This window comes from Nostoc sp. ChiQUE01b, from assembly GCF_034531255.1.
GTDB lineage: Bacteria > Cyanobacteriota > Cyanobacteriia > Cyanobacteriales > Nostocaceae > Nostoc.
This window is the reverse complement of the sequence record NZ_JAVRBM010000042.1, coordinates 44533-67022: the sequence shown is the minus strand read 5'-3', so window position 1 is coordinate 67022 and position 22490 is coordinate 44533. Positions and strand designations below refer to the sequence as shown.

Sequence of the window (22490 nt, the reverse complement as noted above, 5' to 3'; positions counted from 1 at the left end):
CAGTCTCTTTTACTCCTATTGCATATTTAAATTATGGACAGCATTATCAATGCATATTCTCAATTGTTTGGCTAATTCATGAATATGAGGTTCAAGTAGTATTGAAAAATGATTTCCTGGAACATCAACAACCCGAGTCGATTCATTGGAATATTTATCCCAACCTAGAAACAGGTCATCAGTACTCCATTCTGGATTATCAAAATCATGAATAATCTCTTCTTTTGCTCGAAAGACAGTTAAGGAGTGGGGATAAATCTGCGGCACATAATCTCGCATTGCTTGAACATTGGCTTTGAAAAGTTGGTAATGACGGAGAAAATCCTTAAGCTCTGCATCAGAAAAAATAAAGTTGGCTTTTTTGTTTAACAAATTCAGTTGCTCATCCAGTGATAAATCTCGAAGTTCCTCAAAGGGAACAGAAAAATCGATTTCATTTTCTGTTTTGATTTCTTCAGCTATACGCAGCAAAAACTTCGCATCATCATCATCTGTTGATTCAATCGTTGTCTCTGGTAATATGGCATCGATAATAGCTACTAAACCCACTGTTTGACCCTGTTTTTGTAATTGTTGCGACATTTCAAAAGCAAGTACACCACCATAACAATGACCACCTAAAAGATAGGGACCGTTTGGTTGTACTTTACGAATTTCTTGCAGATAGCGAGACGCTGTTTCCTCTACTGAAATAATTTTAGGCTGTTCAGGGTCTGGTCCATGTTCTAATCCATAAAATGGATATTCCTCACCTAGTATTTTGGATAATTTAAAGTATTGACTAATATCTCCACCAGCGCCATGCATACAGAAGAAAGGTAACTTGTCACCAGAAGAGTTAATTGCTACCAAGTGAGAATTAGAAATTTCGCGAAATGGTTGACTAACAATCGCAGCTAGTTTTTCAATAGTTGGGTTTTCAAAAAGAGTATATAAGGGAAGATTATGTTTAAATTTATCGTAAATTTGAGCCATTAAGCGAACGCCTAAAAACGAGTGTCCTCCTAAGTCAAAAAAGTTATCCGTCACTCCAATAGGGCTAGTATTGAGGAGATTCTCCCAAGCTTTTGCTAAAGCTAATTCTGTAAAATTTCGAGGAGCAACAAAGGCTTTATTTGTATTTGATTGGATAACATCACTACTTAGCAATGCACGCTTATCTACTTTTCCATTAGGTGTCAATGGAAGTTTATCAAGTAGGATAAAAGCGGATGGTAACATATAGTTAGGTAGCTTCTGTTGCAAATAGGATAACAGTTGCGTTGTTATATCCTGCTTATTTGTGACAAGATAGGCAATCAAACGGGGATTTTCTTGAGCATCATTGCTGGCAATGACAACCGATTCTTGCACATCTGGGTGTTGTGCGATCGCAGCTGCTATTTCACCTAATTCTACTCGAAAACCCCTGATTTTGACTTGCTCATCATGGCGACCCAAATATTCAAGATTACCATCTTGGAGGTATCGGACTAAATTGCCTGTTTTATAAAGTTTATTTCCAGGTATAAAAGGATTATCAATAAATCTTTCTTGGGTTAATTCTGGGCGATGTAAATAACCCTTTGCTAACCCATCACCACCAAGATAAAGTTCTCCAATTACTCCTATGGGTGTTGGTTGTAAATCGCGATTCAATACATAAACTTGAGTGTTATCTATTGGACGACCAATGGGCACACTGTGGGCTTGTTCTGGTAATAAACTAGTATCGTAGTTCGTTGCATTGGCGGAAACTTCCGATGAGCCATAAAGGTTAATTAGTTTTGCAAATGGCATCAATTCTTGGAAAGTTTGAACTAATTTAACCGATAATGCTTCTCCGCTAGTTATCCAGAATTTTAGGTACGTTAATTTCTTAACTAGATGACTATAATTATTTAGAAGTAGTCGTAGTAATGAAGGTACAAGTATAATTCGATAAACTTGATGTTGTGCTAGAGATTTTATAAATAATTGCGGGTCTATTACAGTTGCGTTGTTGATAATTACTGTGGGAATTCCTTGAAGTAAAGGAGCAAAAATTTCCCAGATAGAATCAACAAAACTTATAGCAGTTTTCTGACAGCAAACTTCTCCTGGGGTGAAAGGATAGGTCTTCCATAACCAGTGTAAGCCGTTTACTGTACCCCGATGAGTACCAAGCACACCTTTCGGTGTTCCAGTTGACCCAGAAGTGTAGATAATATAAGCAAGATTATCTGAGGAAGATAAGTTAATGAGATTTTCTAAACTTTCTTGTGCAATTTCCTCTTTTTGGATATCCAAGCAAACGATTTTAGCCGCAGATAGTGATAGTTTTTCTAAAATTTCTTGCTTACTAATTAACAGTGATGCTTGGGAATCAGAGAGCATAAAATTCAAACGTTCCATCGGATAACTTGGGTCAAGGGGAATGTATGCACCACCAGCTTTGAGAATAGCTAAAATCCCCACTACCATATCTAGGTCGCGTTCCAGACATAGCGCAACCAGCGTTTCTTTTGTTACACCCTGTTTCTGTAAGTAATGTGCCAGTTGATTAACTCTATGGTTCAGTTGACGATAAGTTATTTCTTCAGAATCGCTAATTAGTGCTACAGATAATGGTGTTAGTTCAACTTGCTGCTCAAATAATTGATGCAGAGATACTTGTTGAGAGTAGTCTGCACGAGTTTGGTTAAACTTAAATAATAATTTTTCTTGTTCAGAAGCAGTAAGTAGCGATAATTCACTCAGATGCTGCTCTGGATTTGCAACTATATTTTCTAATAAAGTTTGGAAATTGTTAATAAATTGGCTAATTGTTGTTGAGTCAAAAATATCTGTGTTGTATTCTAAACAACCTGTTAATCCCTCTTCGGATTCAGATATTGATAGAAAAATATCTAGTTGAGCAGTACCGCTATCAAACTCTAAAGTACGTAAAGTTAAATCAGACGCTTCCTTTACAGAATCTGGGGTGTTTTGCAGGACGAACATGACCTCATAAAGTGGATTTCGGCTTAAGTCCCGTTCGGGTAGCAATTCTTCTACAAGCATCTCAAAAGGTAAATCTTGATGTGCATAAGCATCTAGAGTCACCTCCCGTACTCGATGTAAAAGTTGGCGAAAACTGGGATTACCACTGAGATTATTACGTAACACCAAAGTATTAACAAATAAACCCAACATCCCTTCCAATTCTGCACGGTTGCGGTTAGCAATTGGAGAACCGATTAAGATATCTTCCTGGTCTGTGTAGCGGTATAGTAATATGTTAAATACTGCCAGCAAACTCATAAATAAAGTAGCGTCTTCTCGCTGACTTAATTGCTTGAGAGCATTAGTTAGGGATGCTGAGAATGCAAAGTATTGCTTGGCTCCAGTGAAAATAATAAGGTTAGGGCGTGGACGGTCTGTAGGTAGTTGTAGTATTGGTAACTCACCTTGGAGTTGTTGCTTCCAGTAATTTAATTGGGTTGCGAGGAATTCACCCTTCAGGCAATCCCGTTGCCAAACAGCAAAATCTGCATACTGAATCGGGAGTTCGGGTAAAGGGGAAGGTAGATTTTTTGAGAAAGCAGCGTACAGTGCTGACAGTTCGCGCAGGAATACATCGCAAGACCATCCATCTGTAATAATGTGATGCATGGTCACAAGCAAAACCTGTTCTTCTTCACTCAATCGCAGTAAAGTCGCTCTCACTAATAGCCCTTTAGCCAAATTAAAAGATTTTTTTGCTGACTCTGCTGCAATTTGTTTAACTTCTCCTTCCCAATCTTTACCAGATAAATGTTCTAGGTTAATAATAGATATATTCCAAGTAGAATGGGGAAAAATTTCTTGTATTGGCTCTCCATTCACAAGCCTAAAATTTGTCCGCCAAACTTCATGACGCTGAAGAATTTCATTTAAACTTTGCTCAAGTGCTGCAATATCGAGGTTTCCTTGTACGTGAAAAGCTATGGAAATATTGTAGAACGAACTACCGTGATAAAGCTGGTCAATAAACCACAGCCTTTGTTGGGAAAAAGATAAGGGAATATTCTGGCAATCTTGACGTTTAGGAATCACATCAGCTTGAAGTTTTCCCCCTTTCCATTTTTCTAAAAGGGCTTTTTTCGCTGGTGATAAGTTAGAACATTTTTTATCCATAGCTAATAATTCCTGATTAACCAATTATGAATTATTTAAAAGAACTAAAACTTCCTCTTCAGATAATTCCTCAATTTTTTCCAACAAAAGTTGCTCAACTATTTCTGCCTGCTTTATTGGTATCATCGCATCCAATAACAGGTCGCGTAGTGGTAAGTCTACAGGGAATTTAGCTCGCAATCGAGACACTAATTGAGTTGCAATCAGGGAGTCCCCCCCTAACTCATAGAAGTTATCGTAAATACCGATTTCTGTAATTCCAAGTACCTCTTGCCATATCTCTGTAATTTGTTTTTCCAACTCATTTGTGGGAGCAACATAGGAATTACTTAGGCTTGGTCGGGAATAGCGCGATGATGAATCTAATTGATTAGTAGATTTTGAATCTACCAAATAATCTAGGCTAATTGTATAATTTTTCCTCGCGTTAATGTCTATTGTAGAAAGAATAACCTGAGCTACTTCCCCTAAAGAAAAAACTCGTTTAAATACTTCTACTGCTTCTAGTGGGGTAATAGCTAATTCTGCTCCAGAAACTCGCTCTGGTGCTGTTCTTTCCCGGCTTATATTCGGTTGGAATTTGCCCCAATTTATAATATACCACGGGAAAGAAGTCTTTTGATTATGCCGATTGCTAAAAGTATCGATGAATTGGTTAGCTGCTGAATATAAGCTTAACCCAAATCCTCCTAAAATGGAAGACAAAGAAGAAAGAATGATACAAAAATCTTTATTAAAATTCTGTAAGACTTGTTCTAATACTAGAATCTTACTACTTTGTAATTCTAATAGATTTTCAAATTCTACTTCATTAATTTCGGGAATAGAAGCAAATAGGTTATCGCGCTTGATACCAGTTGAATAAATTACACCATTAATTTGTTCAACATTTGCAGATGCAAGAGCTTGATGCATCTGCTCGTAATTAGTGGTATCGGCACGTAATAACAAAATTTCTGTACCTAATTTCTCTAATGCTAAAAATTGCTGGATTTTGAGACTCACTTCATCATCTAGAGGATGAGTTTCCAGCCATTGGGAGAAATTATCTTGCTCTGGGAATTCAACATCTTCAATAAATATGAGTTTTGCTTGGAAAGTTTTTGTTAAATATTCTGCAAGCACAACCTCAATAGTTTCTAACCCACCAGGGAAAAAGTAAACACCTTGTTTTCTTAAAGGTATTTTTTCCTCAACTATTGACTCTGCATGAACTGGCTCAAATGTTTGTACCCAACGGTGGCGATCGCGATAAGCAACTACCGTATCTGAGGATACAGAGGTTAACTCATTCAGAAGCTTGTCAATAATATGACTCTCACAATTTTCTTGTCTTTCTTTTAAGTTTATGCTGTTAGTTAAAGCAATATCAATGCACTGACAGCTAATATTGGGATACTCTTGAGGAATTACATTACATAAACTTAATATTGCAGCTTTTTCTGGATTTAATTCTTCATTCCCATTAACCTCTTGAATGTTGTTCGATATCACCCTAAGTTGTAGCCAATTGCTAATTTTTAATTTACTAAGGCTCTGGGTTAAAAATAGTAAGCTTTTATATTCTAAATATTTTACTGATGGACGGTTATGAAGATGAGTTAGACTCCATAAATAAACAATTTTTTCGGGGCTTTTATCTAAAGATATTAGTTCTTGTAAGAACTTATCATAATCTTCATTTCTGCATGGAGCAATTGTATAGATACCCTCACTTAGTTTACTAAACTCATCTCCTTGCTTAACAATAATTATACTTTTACCCTGATTTCTTAACTTATCAATTAGTTGCTCCCCTACTCCCAAATCATCCACAAAGAATAGCCATTTTTCTTCTGGTGCAGATTTTATTTCTACAGATGATGTATAAGTTAGTAAAGAACGTTTCCATGAAGGAATATAGAGCCAATTGCTAATATCTTGCTTTTGATCTAATATCGTCGGTTTAATGTTTACGGAATGCGATCGCGATTCAGGCTCAATCCAGTAACGTTGTCGTTCAAAAGGATAAGTAGGTAAAGGTAAACGATAACGCTTTTCATCAGCATAAAATCCCGACCAATCGATTTCCACACCTGCAAGCCACAATCGACCCAATGTTTGCAATAAAAAGCAAACATCCGATTGTTGCTCCTTAACATGGCGTAACGAAGTCAATACCTGTTGCTTGGCATCTTTCTCTAAATGCTGTGTCGTTAACGTACCTAAAGTTCGTCCCGGTCCCACTTCCAGAAAAACACCTTCAAACTGCTGTATTAGTTGTGATATCCCATCTGAAAATCTCACAGTTTGTCGTAAATGTTGACACCAATAATCCGGATTTGTCGCTTGTTCTTGAGTAATCCAACTATTAGTCACATTGGAAATAAAGCGTATCTTGGGTGGATTGAGTTTGACTGTTTTAATCGCCTCAGCAAATGCTAACAATATCGGTTCCATCATCACCGAATGGAACGCATGAGATGTATGCAACAGACGACATTCAACTTCAATTGAAGATAATTGTTTTTGCAGGATTGCAACAGCTTCGCTTGTTCCCGATACGACACAGGAATATGGACTATTAATTACTGCAATTTGTAGAGATTCTCGATATAACTCATTTGCAGAAAGTAGCGATCGCACTTCTTTTTCTGGGAATCTAATTGCCAGCATACTTCCTGGGGGTACTTGTTGCATTAACTGTCCCCTTTTTGCCACAATTTTGAGGGCATCTTCTAAAGAAAAGACACCTGCAATCGTTGCAGCCACATATTCGCCAATACTATGACCAATCATCGCCTCTGGACGTACTCCCCAAGACATGAATAACTGAGCGAGGGCGTATTCAATAACAAATAACGCGCTTTGGGTAAGGGCTGTTTGTTGGAGTTGATTTGCAGCAGTTTCTACTTCTTCTGGGTTGGGGTAAAGTAGGGAGCGGATATCAAGACCGAGGTGGGGTTGTAAAATAAGGGCGCAATTATTTACGTGTTTTTTGAATGTTGGTTCTACTTGATATAATTCTCGACCCATGTTTGCATATTGTGACCCTTGTCCAGAAAACATGAAGATGATTGGGCAGTGCCCTGGTTTGTGGTGGTGGCTAAAAATGCTTTGTGGATTTTGGCTGTTGAAGGATTTGACTGCATCATCTCGGTCGTGACAAACTATGATGCGGCGATAGTCAAAAGCTCGCCGACCTACTTGTAGGGTGTAAGCTACATCTGGTAAGAGTGTATCGGGGTTTTGTTCGAGATAATCATGCAGTTGGGTAGTTGCTGTCTCTAAAGCGGTGCTGGTTTTGGCTGATACTGTTAATAATTGCCAAGGACGGGATGGATCGGAAGTTTTAATGGCTGGCGCTTCTTCCAAAATCACATGGGCATTAGTTCCACCAATGCCGAAGGAACTCACACCTGCTCTGCGGGGTGTGCCGTTGCTTTTCCACTCAGTAAGTTTGGTGTTGACGTAAAACGGGCTATTGGCGAAGTCTATCTGTGAATTTGGCTTTTCAAAATGCAAACTGGGAGGTATTTGTTTATGCTTTAATGCCAGGACTGTTTTGATTAATCCCGTCACACCCGCTGCTGTATCTAAATGTCCGACATTGGTTTTGACTGAACCGATCGCACAAAATCCTTTTTTATTGGTGCTAGCGCGAAAAGCTTGTGTGAGAGCCTTAATTTCAATCGGGTCTCCTAAAATGGTTCCTGTACCATGCGTTTCTACGTAACTAATGGTCTCAGGTTCCACAGACGCTAAAGCTAAAGCCTCCAGAATAACTTCCCTTTGACCGTCAACACTAGGGGCTGTATATCCAACCTTTAAAGAACCATCATTATTAACAGCTGAACCCTTAATTACTGCATGAATATAGTCACCATCAACAATAGCATCCTCTAATCTTTTCAAAACCACCACACCTAAACCATTGCCACCAATCGTTCCCTGCGCTTGAGCGTCAAAAGCTCGGCAATGACCATCAGGAGATTGAATTCCTCCCTGTTGATAGTGGTGACCAGTTTTTTGCTGCGCTCCAACAGTTACACCACCAGCTAAAGCTATATCACTTTCACCATTAAGTAAACTTTGGCAGGCTAGATGAACAGCAACCAATGATGTAGAACAAGCAGTTTGAATATTAATACTTGGTCCTTTTAAGTTTAATTTGTAAGAAACTAGGGTAGGTAGAAAATCTTTGTCGTTCCCAATTAAAACTTGGTAGTAGTCTACAGATTCCAGCAAATCTCGATTGGGATATAAGTTGGAAAGCAAATAGGAACTCGCAGCAACACCAGCAAAAAGACCTATTTTACCGCTATAAGTTTCTGAGTTGTAACCAGCATTTTCTAAAGCTTCCCAAACAGCTTCTAGAAAAAGTCGGTGTTGAGGGTCTGTAATTTCCGCTTCTCTGGGAGAAAAACCAAAAAAAGAAGCATCAAATAAATCTATATTTTCTAATGTACCGTTTGCCTTCACGTAATTAGGATTTTTTAGCAATTCAGAATCTACCCCAGCAGATATTAGCTCCTCATCCGTGAAAAAAGAAATTGACTCTACTCCATAGCGCAGATTTTGCCAAAAGCTGTCAATTTTATTTGCTCCAGGAAAACGACCCGCCATCCCAATAATAGCGATTTCGTCTCTATCATCTAAGCTATCAATAAAATTCTCTGCTATATCCATAGATCAAAACTTGTTCATAAATATTTTTTGTCTAATATAAAAGCACTCAATATGCAATTGAGATTCCTGAAGCAATCTGAATTTGGTCATTTAAAACTGCGTCAATATCTGCTTCAGTAGTTAAGGGATTGGCAATGACTGCACGCATGGCTATTACAGAGATTTCTTTATCCAAGCTGATAGTTGTTTTTGTCGTTCGTGAGATAAAAGTTCTACCAATCTGACGCTGCATCTTCTGCAAACACTCATTAAAATTATTAATCAATTGATTATCTGTTTCCGATAATTGTTTGTTGGCAACTATTTCTCTAAATTGCTCTGGAATATAACGATAAATTAACAGATTAGTATCAGGTTCAGCCAATAATTCAAATTCAGGTATTGCTGAAACCCGAGCAGCCATGTATTGAGTTTTACGGATTCCTTCGTCAATCAAAAACTCATATCCATTCAGACCAATTAGCTTTAGACCTGCATGTAAAAATAAAGCCATGCCTGGTCGAGAACCTTCTAAAGAACGCTTACCTAAATCAAATGACCCTTTACGCATGGTATAGCTAGCCTGTTTTTCAATGGAAGAAGCCAAATGAGGGTCGCGGAAAAATACTATGCCAATACCCATTGGTAAATATAATTGTTTATGTCCATCAATGGTTACTGAATCAGCTTTCTCAATCCCAGCAAGCTTATGTTGATGTTTTCGAGAAAAGATCACCGGACCACCCCAAGCGGCATCTACATGAAAATGTATATTATTTTCTTGGGCTATCTTGGCAATATCTTCTAGGGGATCGACAGTCCCAGAATCTGTAGTTCCAGCAATGCCAACAATGGCTATGATATGCAAGTTTTGTTGGCGACAATCTGCAACAGCTTGGCGTAGTGCTTGTATGTTAACTCGATTGTTAGAATCAACAGCCACTCTAATCAAATTTTGGGTACTAATACCCATCAAATCGGCAGCTTTATCAAAAGAAAAATGCATCAATTCAGAGCCAATTATCACTGCTCCTTTATAGCCATAAAAATTTAGGGCTGCTGTTAAACCTGCTTTTTCTATGCCTAAAAACTCATTTTTGGCTCCCAACGATGTATTTCGCGCACACCATAGTGCTGTGATATTGGCTGTTGTACCACCAGAAGTTAAAATGCCTAATGTACTCTGATTATTTTGAATATGTTGCGTGTAAAAATCATCGGAAAAATTATAAATTTGTCGATGCATCATTGCTAAAGCTTCACGTTCACAAAAGCTTAAGGATTTAGCTGTCTCTATTTTGACAGCATTTTGATTCATCACTGTCATCAATTTGGCTAAAGGACGTACAAAAGAAGGGAGTGCTGCGGTCATGTGACCGATAAATTGTGATGAAGATGTGTGTATAGAATCAGAAACAACTTTATCACCTAAGTATTGAAAATAGCTTTCAAAATCAGTAGGGTTTAGAGGTATTTTGCTGTCACCAAAATTTTTAATTATTAATTCAAGATTAACATTAGTGTTTGCATTTTTTGTAATCAAGAATTCCTCAGACAAATCATTAACTATCTCATCTATCTGCGTTTCAATAGATGTGCCTAAAGTAGGTACAAACATTTGTTTTACATACTCACCAATTTCAGAATGTAATATTTGCTCAGTTTGCGAAAAGCTATTTGTGGATAAAAAACGTTTTTTACTTAATGTCATTTTGTCTCCTGCAAGAGGTAATTTAATTTTAAATTGCTAATACTCTTTAAAACTTACGCAAAAAAACTTTTAATCTGTCAATTATTCGTGTTTTCTGCGGTTATTTTATTTAATTTGATAAATTTTGTTCACTTGATTGAGACGAAATTCCACCTTCCTTGGTTGCTGTCCGGTGTTCTTTCCTGGCTTGTTTGCGACGCTGTAATGAAGCTGCCCTACTTTCAGAAACCTGAGAATGTTTGATAAAAGCTATTTCTTCTTTTGATTCCTGACTAAAATATTTAGCTAAGTGGCTGATGGTTGGATATTGAAACATTTCTACCAAAAGAAAATCTCTCTGAAATGTTTTTTGTAATTTACTATGGATCTGAACTAAAAGCAGCGAATGACCACCGAGGTCAAAGAAGTTATCATGGATTCCTACTTTCTCAACATTCAGTATTTCTTGCCAAATACCAGCAATAGTTTTTTCGACCTCAGTTTGGGGCTGCTGATAAATTGCTTCCAATTGGGGACGTGCTGTATCAGGTGCAGGTAAAGCTTTGCGATCAACCTTTCCATTTGGTGTGAGCGGGAGTGCCTCTAGTATGATAAAAGCTGCTGGCACCATGTAGTTAGGCAAGTTTGACTGTAGGAAACTACGTAATTCAGAAATTGTCAGTGTTTGGTCTGTTTGAGAAACTATATATGCAACTATTCGTTGAGAATCTGCTTCTGAACAATAAACCGCAACAACAGCTTCTTGTATTGCTGGGTGCTGACTAATTTGAGTTTCGATTTCTCCCAGTTCAATGCGGAAACCACGTATCTTGACTTGGTTATCAATACGACCAATATACTCTATCTCCCCATTCGGCAGATAGCGGGCTAAATCCCCAGTTTTATATAACCGCTCTCCTGGCAGGTTAGCGTAAGGATTGGGAATAAACTTATCCGCAGTCAGTTCAGGTTGATTGAAATAACCACGAGCTAAACCCGCACCACCCATATACAGCATCCCTGGTACACCTACAGGGACAGGTTGTAAATTTTGATCTAATAAATAAGTTTGTGTGTTGTGAATCGGGCGACCAATTGGCGGGGTATTGCTAGCACCCGGATGTATCCAGCAAGAGGTCGAATAAGTTGTATCTTCAGAAGGTCCATACAGGTTAAATACCTGTTGTATATTATTTTGTTGATATAGTTGTTGTACGAGTTGATTTTGAAGCGGTTCTCCTGCAATATTAACAGCCTGCACCGTTCTTGGAATACTATTATTTCTGATTAATTGGGAAATTACACTAGGGACAGTATTAATTAATGTGACACCAAAGGCTGCTGGCAAAGTTGCTAAATATAGTGCATTCTCGATTAAAATCACCTTGCCACCAGAACATAGAGGCACAAACACCTCAAAGACTGAAAGGTCGAAGCAAATCGAGGTGGATGCCAAAACTCCAGCCCTTGCTTCTGGAGTAAAGGTTTTGTTTGCCCAATCTAACATTGCAACTGTGCTAGCGTGCTTAATCATTACACCTTTGGGTTTACCAGTAGAACCAGAGGTATAGATAACATAAGCTAGATTGTCAGTTGTTAACTCAGAGAATAAATTTTCTTGGCTTTGTTGGGCGAGCAAATACCAATCAGTATCTAAACATACCACAGCCGCTTGGTGTTGCGGTATCGCCTCCACAAGCGAAGCTTGAGTTAGCAACACTGGCGCTTGAGTATCTTCTAGGATAAAAGCGATACGTTCAATCGGATAGCTAGGGTCTAGAGGTACATATGCGCCACCAGCTTTGAGGATGGCTAGTAGTCCGATGACCATAGAGAGCGATCGCTCTACACAAATCCCTACCAATACCTCTGGTTTGACTCCTAGCTTTTGCAAATAATGTGCTAGTTGATTTGCTCTAGCATTGAGTTCACTGTAGGTTAATTGTTCATCTTCAAACACCACTGCTACTGCATCAGGTGTTTTTTCTACCTGTGCTTCAAATAAGTCATGAATACATAGCTGTTGAGGATATTCAACAGAGGTGTTATTCCACTCTACTAGCAACTGATGCTGTTCCTCTGGAGAAAGCAGAGAAATAGACTTATAGCGTTTCTTGTGTTCTGCTGCTATTGCGGTAAGTGTTCTAGCGTAATAACCACCAATAGCTTCAATTTGTTTGGAGCTAAATTCTTTGACATCATACTCCAAATCTAAGTGAATCTTAGATGAAAATTCGTCTAAACTAAATTGTGTACAAAATGCAAAATTTGTTTCTGCGAAAAGTTTACTACTCAAAACTTGAACGTTGTCAAGTCCTAGCACACCCTGGTAAACGTGAAAGTTGGTGAAGTTAAACGCTGTCTCAAACAAAGATTGTTGTTCTGAGCGTCTTTGTATTTCTGCTAAGGGATACCGTCGGTATGATAAGAATTCCTGCTCTGCGTCAAAGGTTTTTTGCACTAAGTCTAACCAGGTTCCTCCAGATAGTTTCAAACGAAATGGTATGGTATTTAGGAAAAGTCCGAGAGTCCGCTCTCCATCAGCTTTTTCTGGGCGACCATTTGATACTAAGCCAGTTATGACATCTGTTTGACCACTCAGCAGGCTTAACACTCTAAAGTGTGCCGCTAGGAGAATACTTTTAAGTGGAACACAAGCAAGTTGAGCTAATTGTTTTAAACCAAGAGAAACTTCAGGAGATAGCTCAACTTGATGTACACCAATGTTATCAATATGATTAGCAACTTGGTCAATTTTTGACCAGCGAGGTATAGTTGTTACTGTGCTGTCTTTCAACTTTTCGCTCCAGTAATTCTGACACTCATCTGATACCAGTGTTTCTCGTTCTAGAGCGATAAAATCTCGATACGCCGTTGTTGGTGATGATTCTAGGAAGGAAATGTTTTGACCCAAGAGAAATAAATAACGCCCAAACAACTCTGTAACCATAGAAGCCACACTCCATCCATCCAGAATCGCATGGTGTTCACTGAAGCTAAACTGAAAAGTTTCTTCACTGCGAAGATGGACCTGAAAGCGTAACACTGGTGGGCATGTCCAGTCAAACTTTTGGGTCTTTTCAGCTTCATACCAAGCTGCCAACACCTTCTCTTGTTCATTTCCACCAAGGTGTCGTAAGTCTTCAACCTGCAAGGGAATAGAAACTATTTTGTGAACAAATTGTATTGGCTCGCTATAGTTTTCTAAATCAAATGAAGTTCTTAGTACAGGATGAGAAGCCGCCAGTTCTTGAATAGCAATCAGTAATTTCTGCAAGTCAAAAGGAGCTTTCAAATGCAGACTAGTAACGTTGTGATAGATTGCAGTATCGGGACTGGAAATACTATGAAACAACATTCCTACCTGAAGTTTACTTAGAGGGTAAGCATCCTCTAAATCATCAGGTAACTTTTGTCTATCTGCTTCAGAAAGTAGACTAAATGGTTTAACTGCTTTCACATTTATGTTACTTTCCTTTGCATTAACTAAAATTTTAGCAAGTTCATAAATGGTTTGAAATCGAAATAGCTGTTGTATTGAAAAGTTTAAACCATGTTTTTGTACTTCAGACTGAACTTGAATGCTACGGATGGAATCTCCACCTAATGAAAAGAAGTTGTCGTGAATACCCACTTGCTTGATACCGAGAACTTTAGCCCAAGCCTCAGCTAGTATTTTCTCTTCTTTTGTGCGAGGTGCGACAAAAGCTTCTTCCAATTGGGGACGTGCAGTATCAGGAGCAGGTAATGCTGTGCGGTCAATCTTACCGTTGGGTGTGAGTGGTAGTACCTCTAATGTGACAAAAGCTGCTGGTATCATGTAGCTTGGCAACTTTGACTCCAAGAAGCTACGTAATTCAGAAAGAATGAGTGTTTGCTCTTTTTGTGGAACTATATAGGCAACTATTCGTTGAGAGTCTGCTGATTCTTCATGTACTACAACTACAGTTTCTCGAATTATTGGGTGTTGAGTGATTACTGCTTCAATTTCTCCGAGTTCTATGCGGAATCCTCGAACTTTTACTTGATGGTCAATACGACCTAAATATTCAATGTCTCCATTCGGTAGATAGCGTGCCTTATCGCCAGATTTATAAAGACGCGCATTTGGTTTATCACTAAAGCGATTAGGAATAAACCTTTGAGGAGTTAGTTCTGGTCGATTTAAATAACCCCGTACCACACCAGCACCACCAATATACATTTCACCTGGTACTCCGATAGGTACTGGCTGCCCATACATATCTAACAAATAAACTTGTAAGTCACCAATTGGACGACCTATTAAACTTGCTGATGCTACTTCTAAGTCTGCCATTGTTAAAGGACGATATGTCACATGCACGGTTGTTTCCGTAATTCCGTACATATTAATTAACTGTGGTGACTGGTCGCCATGACGTTCAAACCAAGGTCTTAAACTTTCCAGTTGCAATGCTTCTCCACCGAAAATAACTTTTCGCAGGCTTAGGTTGTTACTATTTCCCAGCGATTCCTCTACCTGTATCAGTTGGCGGAAAGCAGAAGGTGTCTGGTTAAGTACAGTCACTTGCTGTGTTTGGAGCAATTTATAAAAGTCTTCTGGTGAACGACTCAGCCAATATGGTACTACTACTAATTGTCCACCATATAGCAATGCTCCCCAGATTTCCCAAACGGAAAAGTCAAAGGCTATAGAGTGGAATAGTGTCCAAACATCATGTTGGTTAAAGTTATACCAGGATTCAGTTGCTGCTAACAGACGAACAACATTGGCATGGTTGACTAAGACACCCTTAGGTTGACCTGTTGAGCCAGAGGTGTAAATGATATAAGCTAGGTTATCGGTTGTGGATTCATTAATTGGGTTTTGTGAGCTTTGTTGAGCTACACTTTCCCAGTTTGTATCTAGACAAACAACCCTTGTCTGGTTTTGTGGCAAATTCTCTATCAAGTGCTGTTGTGTTAGTACTACTGATACAGAAGCATCTTCCAACATGAAAGCCAAACGTTCTTGGGGATAGCTAGGGTCTAGTGGTACGTATGCACCACCTCCTTTGAGGATGGCTAATAGTCCGATGACCATAGAAAGTGATCGCTCTACGCATATGCCTACCAATACCTCTGGTTTTACTCCCAGTGATCGCAAGTAGTGTGCCAACTGATTCGCTCGTTGGTTCAATTCCCGATAACTTAACTGTTGGTTTTCAAACACAACTGCGATCGCATTAGGTGTTTCCTCTACCTGTGCTTCAAATAACTCATGAATACATTGTTGTTGGGAATACTCAGCTTCTGTATTATTCCACTCCACAAGCAACTGATGTTTCTCAGGTTCCGTTAAAAGTGGTAACTCTGACAAACGCTGCTTTGGATTTGCTACAATTGCTTCAAGCAGTGTCTGCAAATGACTTACCATTTGACATATTGTGTCTTCCTGAAACAAATCAGTATTGTAATCTAAACCTCCATCTAGTCCTGACTCTGTTTCTGTAATATGAAGTATTAAATCAAACATCACATTACGATTATTGTCAGCTTCCACTGAGCTAAAAGTTAAGCCAGGCATCTCTACCTCAGAAATTGGTGCATTATGAAGCACAAACACCACTTGAAATAGAGGTGTGTAACTCAAATTTCGCTGTGGTTGCAGTTTATCTACTAACAACTCAAAAGGCATATCTTGGTGAGCATAAACTCCTAAGGTTGTCTCACGTACACGTCTGAGTAATTCTTGAAAACTAGGATTACCACTGAAATTAGTACGGAACACAAGGGTGTTGACAAAAAAGCCAATTAGCTGCTCAATATCATGCTGGTTACGATTAGCAATGGGTGAACCCACCAAGATATCATCTTGACCACTGTAGCGATGTAGCAATATCTTAAAACTTGCTAATAAGGTCATGAAGATAGTCGCATCTTCATTACGGCTAAGTGTCTTTAAAGCTTGTGTTAAGTTTGCAGATATAAAAAACGATTTTCTTTTACCAGAAACAGTCTGAATTGCTGGTCGCGAATAGTCTGTAGGTAATTGCAATGTAGGTAAATTTCCACTTAGCTTTTGTTTCCAGTAAGTGAGAAGATTGTCAAGAACTTTTCCCTGTAAATACTGTCGTTGCCAAACAGCAAAGTCTGCATACTGAATAGGTAATTCTGGTAGTGGTGAAGGTTGATTTTGAGAGAAAGCTTTGTAAAGAGTTGTTAATTCATTAGTAATTACCCCCACTGACCAACCATCTGTAATAATATGGTGCATTAGTAACAATGAGATGTGTTCTTCTTGACTTAACTTTATAAGAATACACCATAACAATGGAACTTCGGTTAAGTTAAAGTATAGCGATGCTTCGACATTGTTGATAAGCCTTTGAATTTCAACTTTGCGCTCTGCTTCTGCTAATCCTTGCAAATCAACTACGGGTAAGGATAATTTCAAATTCGAGTGGATTATTTGAACTGGTTGCCCTTCTACTGATATAAAACTTGTTCTAAGTATTTCATGTCGACACACTATTTCATTGATGACATTTTCCAGGAATGCTACATTCAGTGAGCCTTTTAAGTATGAAATAGCAGGGACATCAAACACCTGACTAACTTGTGTCAATTGTTCTGTAAACCACAGTCTTTGTTGGGCAAATGATAGTGGTAAATTTTCCTGCCGTTTTACTGGGCGAATAGGCTGTTTATCAGCAACTAAAGCTACACTGTTATTGCGTATAAAAGCAAGCACATCTTCTTTGCGTTCAGCAAGTTCTTCCTTGATAACTGGTGTCAGCACATCTTTTGGAGCGCTACAGCGTAAGCGATTCTCTTCAACCCAAAGCTTGACATCCAAACTGCAAAGGTAAGACAAAAATTCTTCAATAGTTTTCATAATTCTATCTCCTCACGGTCACTATCTAACCCATTCGTTGGAACAAGCTGTAGTTGTTGAACTGTTAGCATCTTCTCGATATTTTCTACCAATTGAGCAACAGTCGGTGATTCAAACAAACTGCGTAAAGGTAACTCAATCTTAAAGGCTTCTCGTAACCTGGAAATAACCTGGGTCGCCAGCAAAGAATGTCCACCCAAATCAAAGAAATTATCGTGAATTCCGATATGTTCTTGCTTTAATACCTGACCCCAAATATCAGCAACTATCTGCTCTGTAGGAGTACGAGGTGCAACAAAGCCCAATTCTGATTCATTCTTGAAACTTGGTACAGGTAATGCACCGCGATCTACTTTACCACTGGGAGCTAGAGGCAATGCTTCTAGCTGTACAATCGCAGAAGGTAGCATATGCCCTGGTAGCTTTTCTTGAAGAAAATCACGTAACTGTTGGACTAGCTCGCTACTTGCTAAGGTATCCCGATCAAACTCAGACTTAGGTACAAAATAAGCAACCAAGCGCTTATCACCAGGGTCATCTTCTCTAACTACAACTACAGCCTCCCTAACGGCTTCGTGTTGCAGTAAAAATGTCTCAATCTCTCCCAATTCAACCCGAAAACCACGAATTTTTACCTGATGGTCAATCCGTCCGAGAAATTCTATATTTCCATCAGGAAGCCACCTACCTAAATCTCCGGTTTTATAAATCAAATCTGCACGATTTGCTGGTAGCTTCTTACTCGCATCTGTAAAATCTGTAAACGGATTGGGAACAAAGCTTAATTTAGTTTTTTCTTCATTTTTCCAGTAACCAGCACCGACACCGATTCCCGATACACAAATCTCTCCTGGAGCACCAATCGGTAATAATTTCATTTGCTCATCCAGGATGTAGAGATTTAAGTTCGCTAAGGGTTTGCCAATTGGAATTGTTCGCTGATTTTCTGGCAAGGGCTTGTCAACGATAAACTGGGTAATATCATCAGCAGCTTCGGTCGGTCCATAAGCGTTAACAATTTTGATTTCGGGATATACTTGCAGCCACTTATTTACCCAATTAACTGATACAGGTTCCCCTACAACCATCATCCATTTTAAAGACGGCAATTCTCTTTCGTGATTTGCTAGCCCCGAAGTATGTTCAAGCAACCCGCCAAATAATGCTGGTACTAATTCAACAACTGTTATTTCTTCTGATTTAAGTACTTTAAATAATTTATCAGGAATCGCAACAGTTTCAATATCTACTATTACCGTCCTTCCGCCAATTAACAGTGGTGCTAAAAACTGCCAAACGGAAATATCAGTTGAAGAAGGAGCACTTTGGAGAAAACAAAATTCCTCGGTCAATTCCAGCTCATCGAACTGGGCATAAATATGATTAACTGCACCATCATGTCTAACTATTGCTCCCTTGGGTAGTCCTGTAGAACCGGAGGTATAGAGCATGTAGGCTGGGTCACTAGCATCATTTATTGGCTCTATATTTTCTTTGGGGAGATTAATAAAACCAAGTTGCTCGTATATTGTTAATTCCTGGCGACCCGTGATTTGTATATTTTCAGAAATAACTCCGTCTAAACGAATAATCGATTTTAATTGAGGACAATCGTCTATCAAATTTATCAAAACATTTAATAACGAAGAATCAGTTAATAAAAGCTTAACTTCGCTATTAGACAACATATATTCAATTCTATCTGACGGATAAGCGCTATCAATCGGTACGTAAGCCCCACCTGCTTTACATATAGCCAGAATAGCGATAAGAAAATTTAGATCGCGGTCTTTAAATATGCCTACAAACTCCCCTTTACCGAGTCCTAGTTGACGCAGCATTACAGCTAACTGGTTAGCTTTCTCATTTAACTCTTGATAAGTTAGTTTTGCGTGTCCATCAACTACTGCTATATTGTTAGGTGTTTTATATACCTGGTGTTCAAATAACTGATTTATTGTTTTATCGACTGGATATTTTTTAATTTTGTAATTAAATTCTTGGATAATTTTCTGCTCATCGAAATCATTCAAAATAGCAATATCTGATAACTGAATATCGACATTAGTGACAATGCTCTCTACTATGTTTTTATAGCAGTTAGTTATTAATTGAATATTTTCTCTATTAAAAATAGCTTCATTGTAATCTATCGAACCGCAAATCTTATCATTTTCTGCAAGAAAAGAAACTGTAATATCATTATTAATTTTTAGTATCTCAGTTTTGTTATGAATATTTTCTAATAATATAACTATATCAAATAACGAACATCGATTTTCAGCCTGAGGCAAATTTAATAATCCAATTAATTCATCAAAGCAGTAGTCCTGATGACTGTATGCCTGAATTACATTATCTTTGACTTGAATGAGAAAACTTTTAAATGTCATCTCATTATATAACTGAGTTCGTAAGGGAATCAGTTTATTATCATTCAAATAATCTAGATTTACACCATCTATTTTCTTGTAAACTGGTATTCCAACGATAAAGCCATTAGTTCTAAGATACCGTTGCAGCAGTATTTGAAATGCCGATAAAAGCATTAAGTACAACAAAAAATCAGACCCTTTAGCTAACTTGATAATTCCCTGAGATAAATAATCAGGTAGCTCAAAATAATGACTTCTATTTTTTCCAGTATACTGGGAGTGTCTAACATAGTCTTGTATGAAGTTTGTTTCTGGTAATTCTCCCAAAAGTTGATTTAACCAGTATATTTTTTGAGAGAATAGCTCTTGGGGATCTAGTATTGTAGTCATCATTTTTAGCTGGTTGAAACTGGTTATACTAGCAGAATAGTTAAATTGAATAGATATGTGAGAGAGATTATTGTCACAATAAGTGAGTAGGAATAAATACTGGAATCAAACTCACATTTTATTGTGGTTTAGTCTAGTTAATTGACAAACATTCATTAAAAGCTGTTTCTACGACTGAACAACCTTCTTTTAAAGTAGGCATATCAATCGTTAGAGGGGGCAATAATTTAATTACGGTATCATTTCTACCTGCTCTTTCAACTATTAATCCCTGTTCAAAACAACGCATTGTGATGTTTTTAGCCAAACTGTTGCCACCAAATTTTGTCAAATCTATACCCCAAATCATGCCTATTCCACGTATTGCTATGTTTTCACTGATTGGTGATATTTGTTGAACTAGAAAATTTTTCAAGAAAAGCTCTTTGACTTTAACATCCTGTTGAAGATTGCTACTTTCTCTATACTCTAAAGCAGCTGTAGCTCCTACAAATGCTAATTGATTACCTCTAAAAGTGCCATTATGTTCACCAGGTTCCCAAATATCCAATTCTGGCTTAATCAATAATACGGACATTGGAAACCCATATCCGCTGATCGATTTAGAGAGTATGACTATATCGGGAACAATACCTGCTCTTTCAAAAGAAAAGAAAGAACCTGTTCTACCACAACCAACTTGAATATCATCGCAGATTAATAAAATATCATTCTCGTCACACAACTTCCTTAGTCTTTGCATCCACTCAATTGGAGCAACAACAACTCCCCCCTCAGCTTGTACTGTTTCAAAGATTATCGCGGCTGGTTTTTCAATTCCGGAACTAACGTCATTTAAAACTGACTCTATATATTTTATTGTGTCAAAACTTTCCATGAATCCATAGGGATAAGGCATAAATGTTACATTGTTTAATGATCCAATTGCTCCCGCTCGAATTCCAGTATTACCAGTAATTGATAAGCTACCTAAAGTCATTCCATGATAAGCTCCCATAAAGGAGAATATACCTGGCCTTTTTTTGACTTTTCTAGCTAATTTTAAAGCTGCTTCGACGGCATTTGTTCCAGTCGGACCGCAGAACTGGATGCGATAATCTAGCTGTTTTGTACTTAGTACTACCTCATTAAACTTAGCTAAAAACTTCTCTTTAGCGGAAGTATACATATCTAAGCCATGCGCTATTCCATCGGCATCTAAATAGCACATGATTTTTTGTTTTATATAGTCATGATTATGTCCGTAATTTAAAGCGCCTGCTCCTGCAAAAAAATCTATGTATTCTTCACCTGATTCAGCATAAATTATGGAACCTTTAGCCCGATGGAATATGGCAGGGAAATTACGGCAATAGCTTCTGACGTTTGATTCACACTTTTCAAATATATCCATGCAACTGCTCTCCATCTTACTATATAATATTAGTTAGCTTGGGAAAATTATGATAAACTTGACATTATCAAGATACATAATTTAAATACGACTTATAAAATTTAAAAATTATCGGAGACGGAATTTTAAATACTAATCCCATAGCTAGTAAAATGTTATAGTATGAGTTTTGAATCGGCATACCCTTTATACTAGCGGCTAGAGCATTCAACGAGCTTTTACGACTGTGCCAATCGATATTAAAAGAAATTGACATATCTAAGCTTCTAACATGATGTAACGTTCCAGGAGGCATATATAAAATATCTCCAGGATTTACAATAAATTTGATTGGGTTAGCGTTTTTATATTCAGGATATTTATTGAAATCTGGATTTTCTGGATTCACAAAAAACCATCGCCAGCCCTTGCGATAACAATATTTGGCATCTTCAGGTAATAATATGGTAAATTGTTTGCGTCCAACAATTTGAAAAAAAATATTGTTAGTGAGAAGACAATCAAAATGTAGTGGAGTAATACTATTAGAACAACCTAAGAAAAACTGACAGTAACGCCACCACTTGTACCAGTACCATTTTGGGAAATAATCTAAGGGAAATGGTTGAGCGTCTTCTATTAGTGAAGGAATTAAGCTAAATAAAGGTAGGTCGTGGCAATATGGTGGTAAAGGATTATTCAGGGAATCAGCTTCATAATTTTCTATTAATTTTATATATTTTTCCATTGTCAGGCTATATACTTGAATTCCTTTATCACTAAATTTTTTCGCGGAAATTTTCAGAGAAGGTGATAATTGTTTCAAGTATTTTAAAGACCATTTACTAAAGCTGTCCCAGCTAGGGATAACTCCAGAAATTATGACGGGTTTTCCGAGTTCAACATAATCTTTTGTAAATTCCTCATTTGAAAGTTTATATCTGCGCTCGATTTCATTTGAGATGATCATGGTCTAACCTTTTCTGCTTTGGTATCATTTTGATTGAGGCATCGATAAAACTTATCCCTGTAATTTCTCCC

The 22490-nt window shown here is 37.9% G+C and carries 7 protein-coding genes; all 7 read right to left on the bottom strand.

The genetic code is table 11. The features are described from left to right. Positions 1-15 precede the first annotated feature (15 nt). A complete protein-coding gene (locus RMY63_RS24540) occupies positions 16-4116 on the bottom strand; it encodes an amino acid adenylation domain-containing protein (protein ID WP_322731216.1) in 4101 nt (1366 codons plus the stop codon). A 24-nt stretch (positions 4117-4140) separates the two neighbouring features. Further along, positions 4141-8784 (bottom strand): polyketide synthase, encoded by a 4644-nt coding sequence (locus RMY63_RS24535; protein ID WP_322731215.1) that lies wholly within the window; start codon positions 8782-8784, stop codon positions 4141-4143. 46 nt (positions 8785-8830) lie between these two features. Beyond that, positions 8831-10474, bottom strand: coding sequence for a pyridoxal-dependent aspartate 1-decarboxylase PanP (gene panP / locus RMY63_RS24530; protein WP_322731214.1), 1644 nt, complete (start codon positions 10472-10474; stop codon positions 8831-8833). Positions 10475-10583: 109 nt separating this feature from the next. Next, entirely contained in the window at positions 10584-17312 is a 6729-nt protein-coding gene (locus RMY63_RS24525) for a non-ribosomal peptide synthetase (RefSeq protein ID WP_322731213.1), read from the bottom strand. Continuing rightward, the gene (locus tag RMY63_RS24520) at positions 17309-20077 is read right to left on the bottom strand and encodes an amino acid adenylation domain-containing protein (RefSeq protein WP_322731227.1); all 2769 of its coding nucleotides are present in this window, start codon (positions 20075-20077) and stop codon (positions 17309-17311) included. The genes RMY63_RS24525 and RMY63_RS24520 overlap by 4 nt, the downstream gene beginning before the upstream one ends. Positions 20078-20210: 133 nt before the next feature. Beyond that, positions 20211-21470 carry a diaminobutyrate--2-oxoglutarate transaminase gene (ectB, locus tag RMY63_RS24515; protein ID WP_322731212.1) on the bottom strand — a complete coding sequence of 420 codons (1260 nt, stop codon included), beginning with the start codon at positions 21468-21470 and terminating at the stop codon, positions 20211-20213. Between the two features lie 67 nt (positions 21471-21537). Next, positions 21538-22419: a cupin-like domain-containing protein gene (locus RMY63_RS24510; RefSeq protein ID WP_322731211.1), complete on the bottom strand. Its 882-nt coding sequence runs from the start codon at positions 22417-22419 to the stop codon at positions 21538-21540. Positions 22420-22490 lie beyond the last annotated feature (71 nt).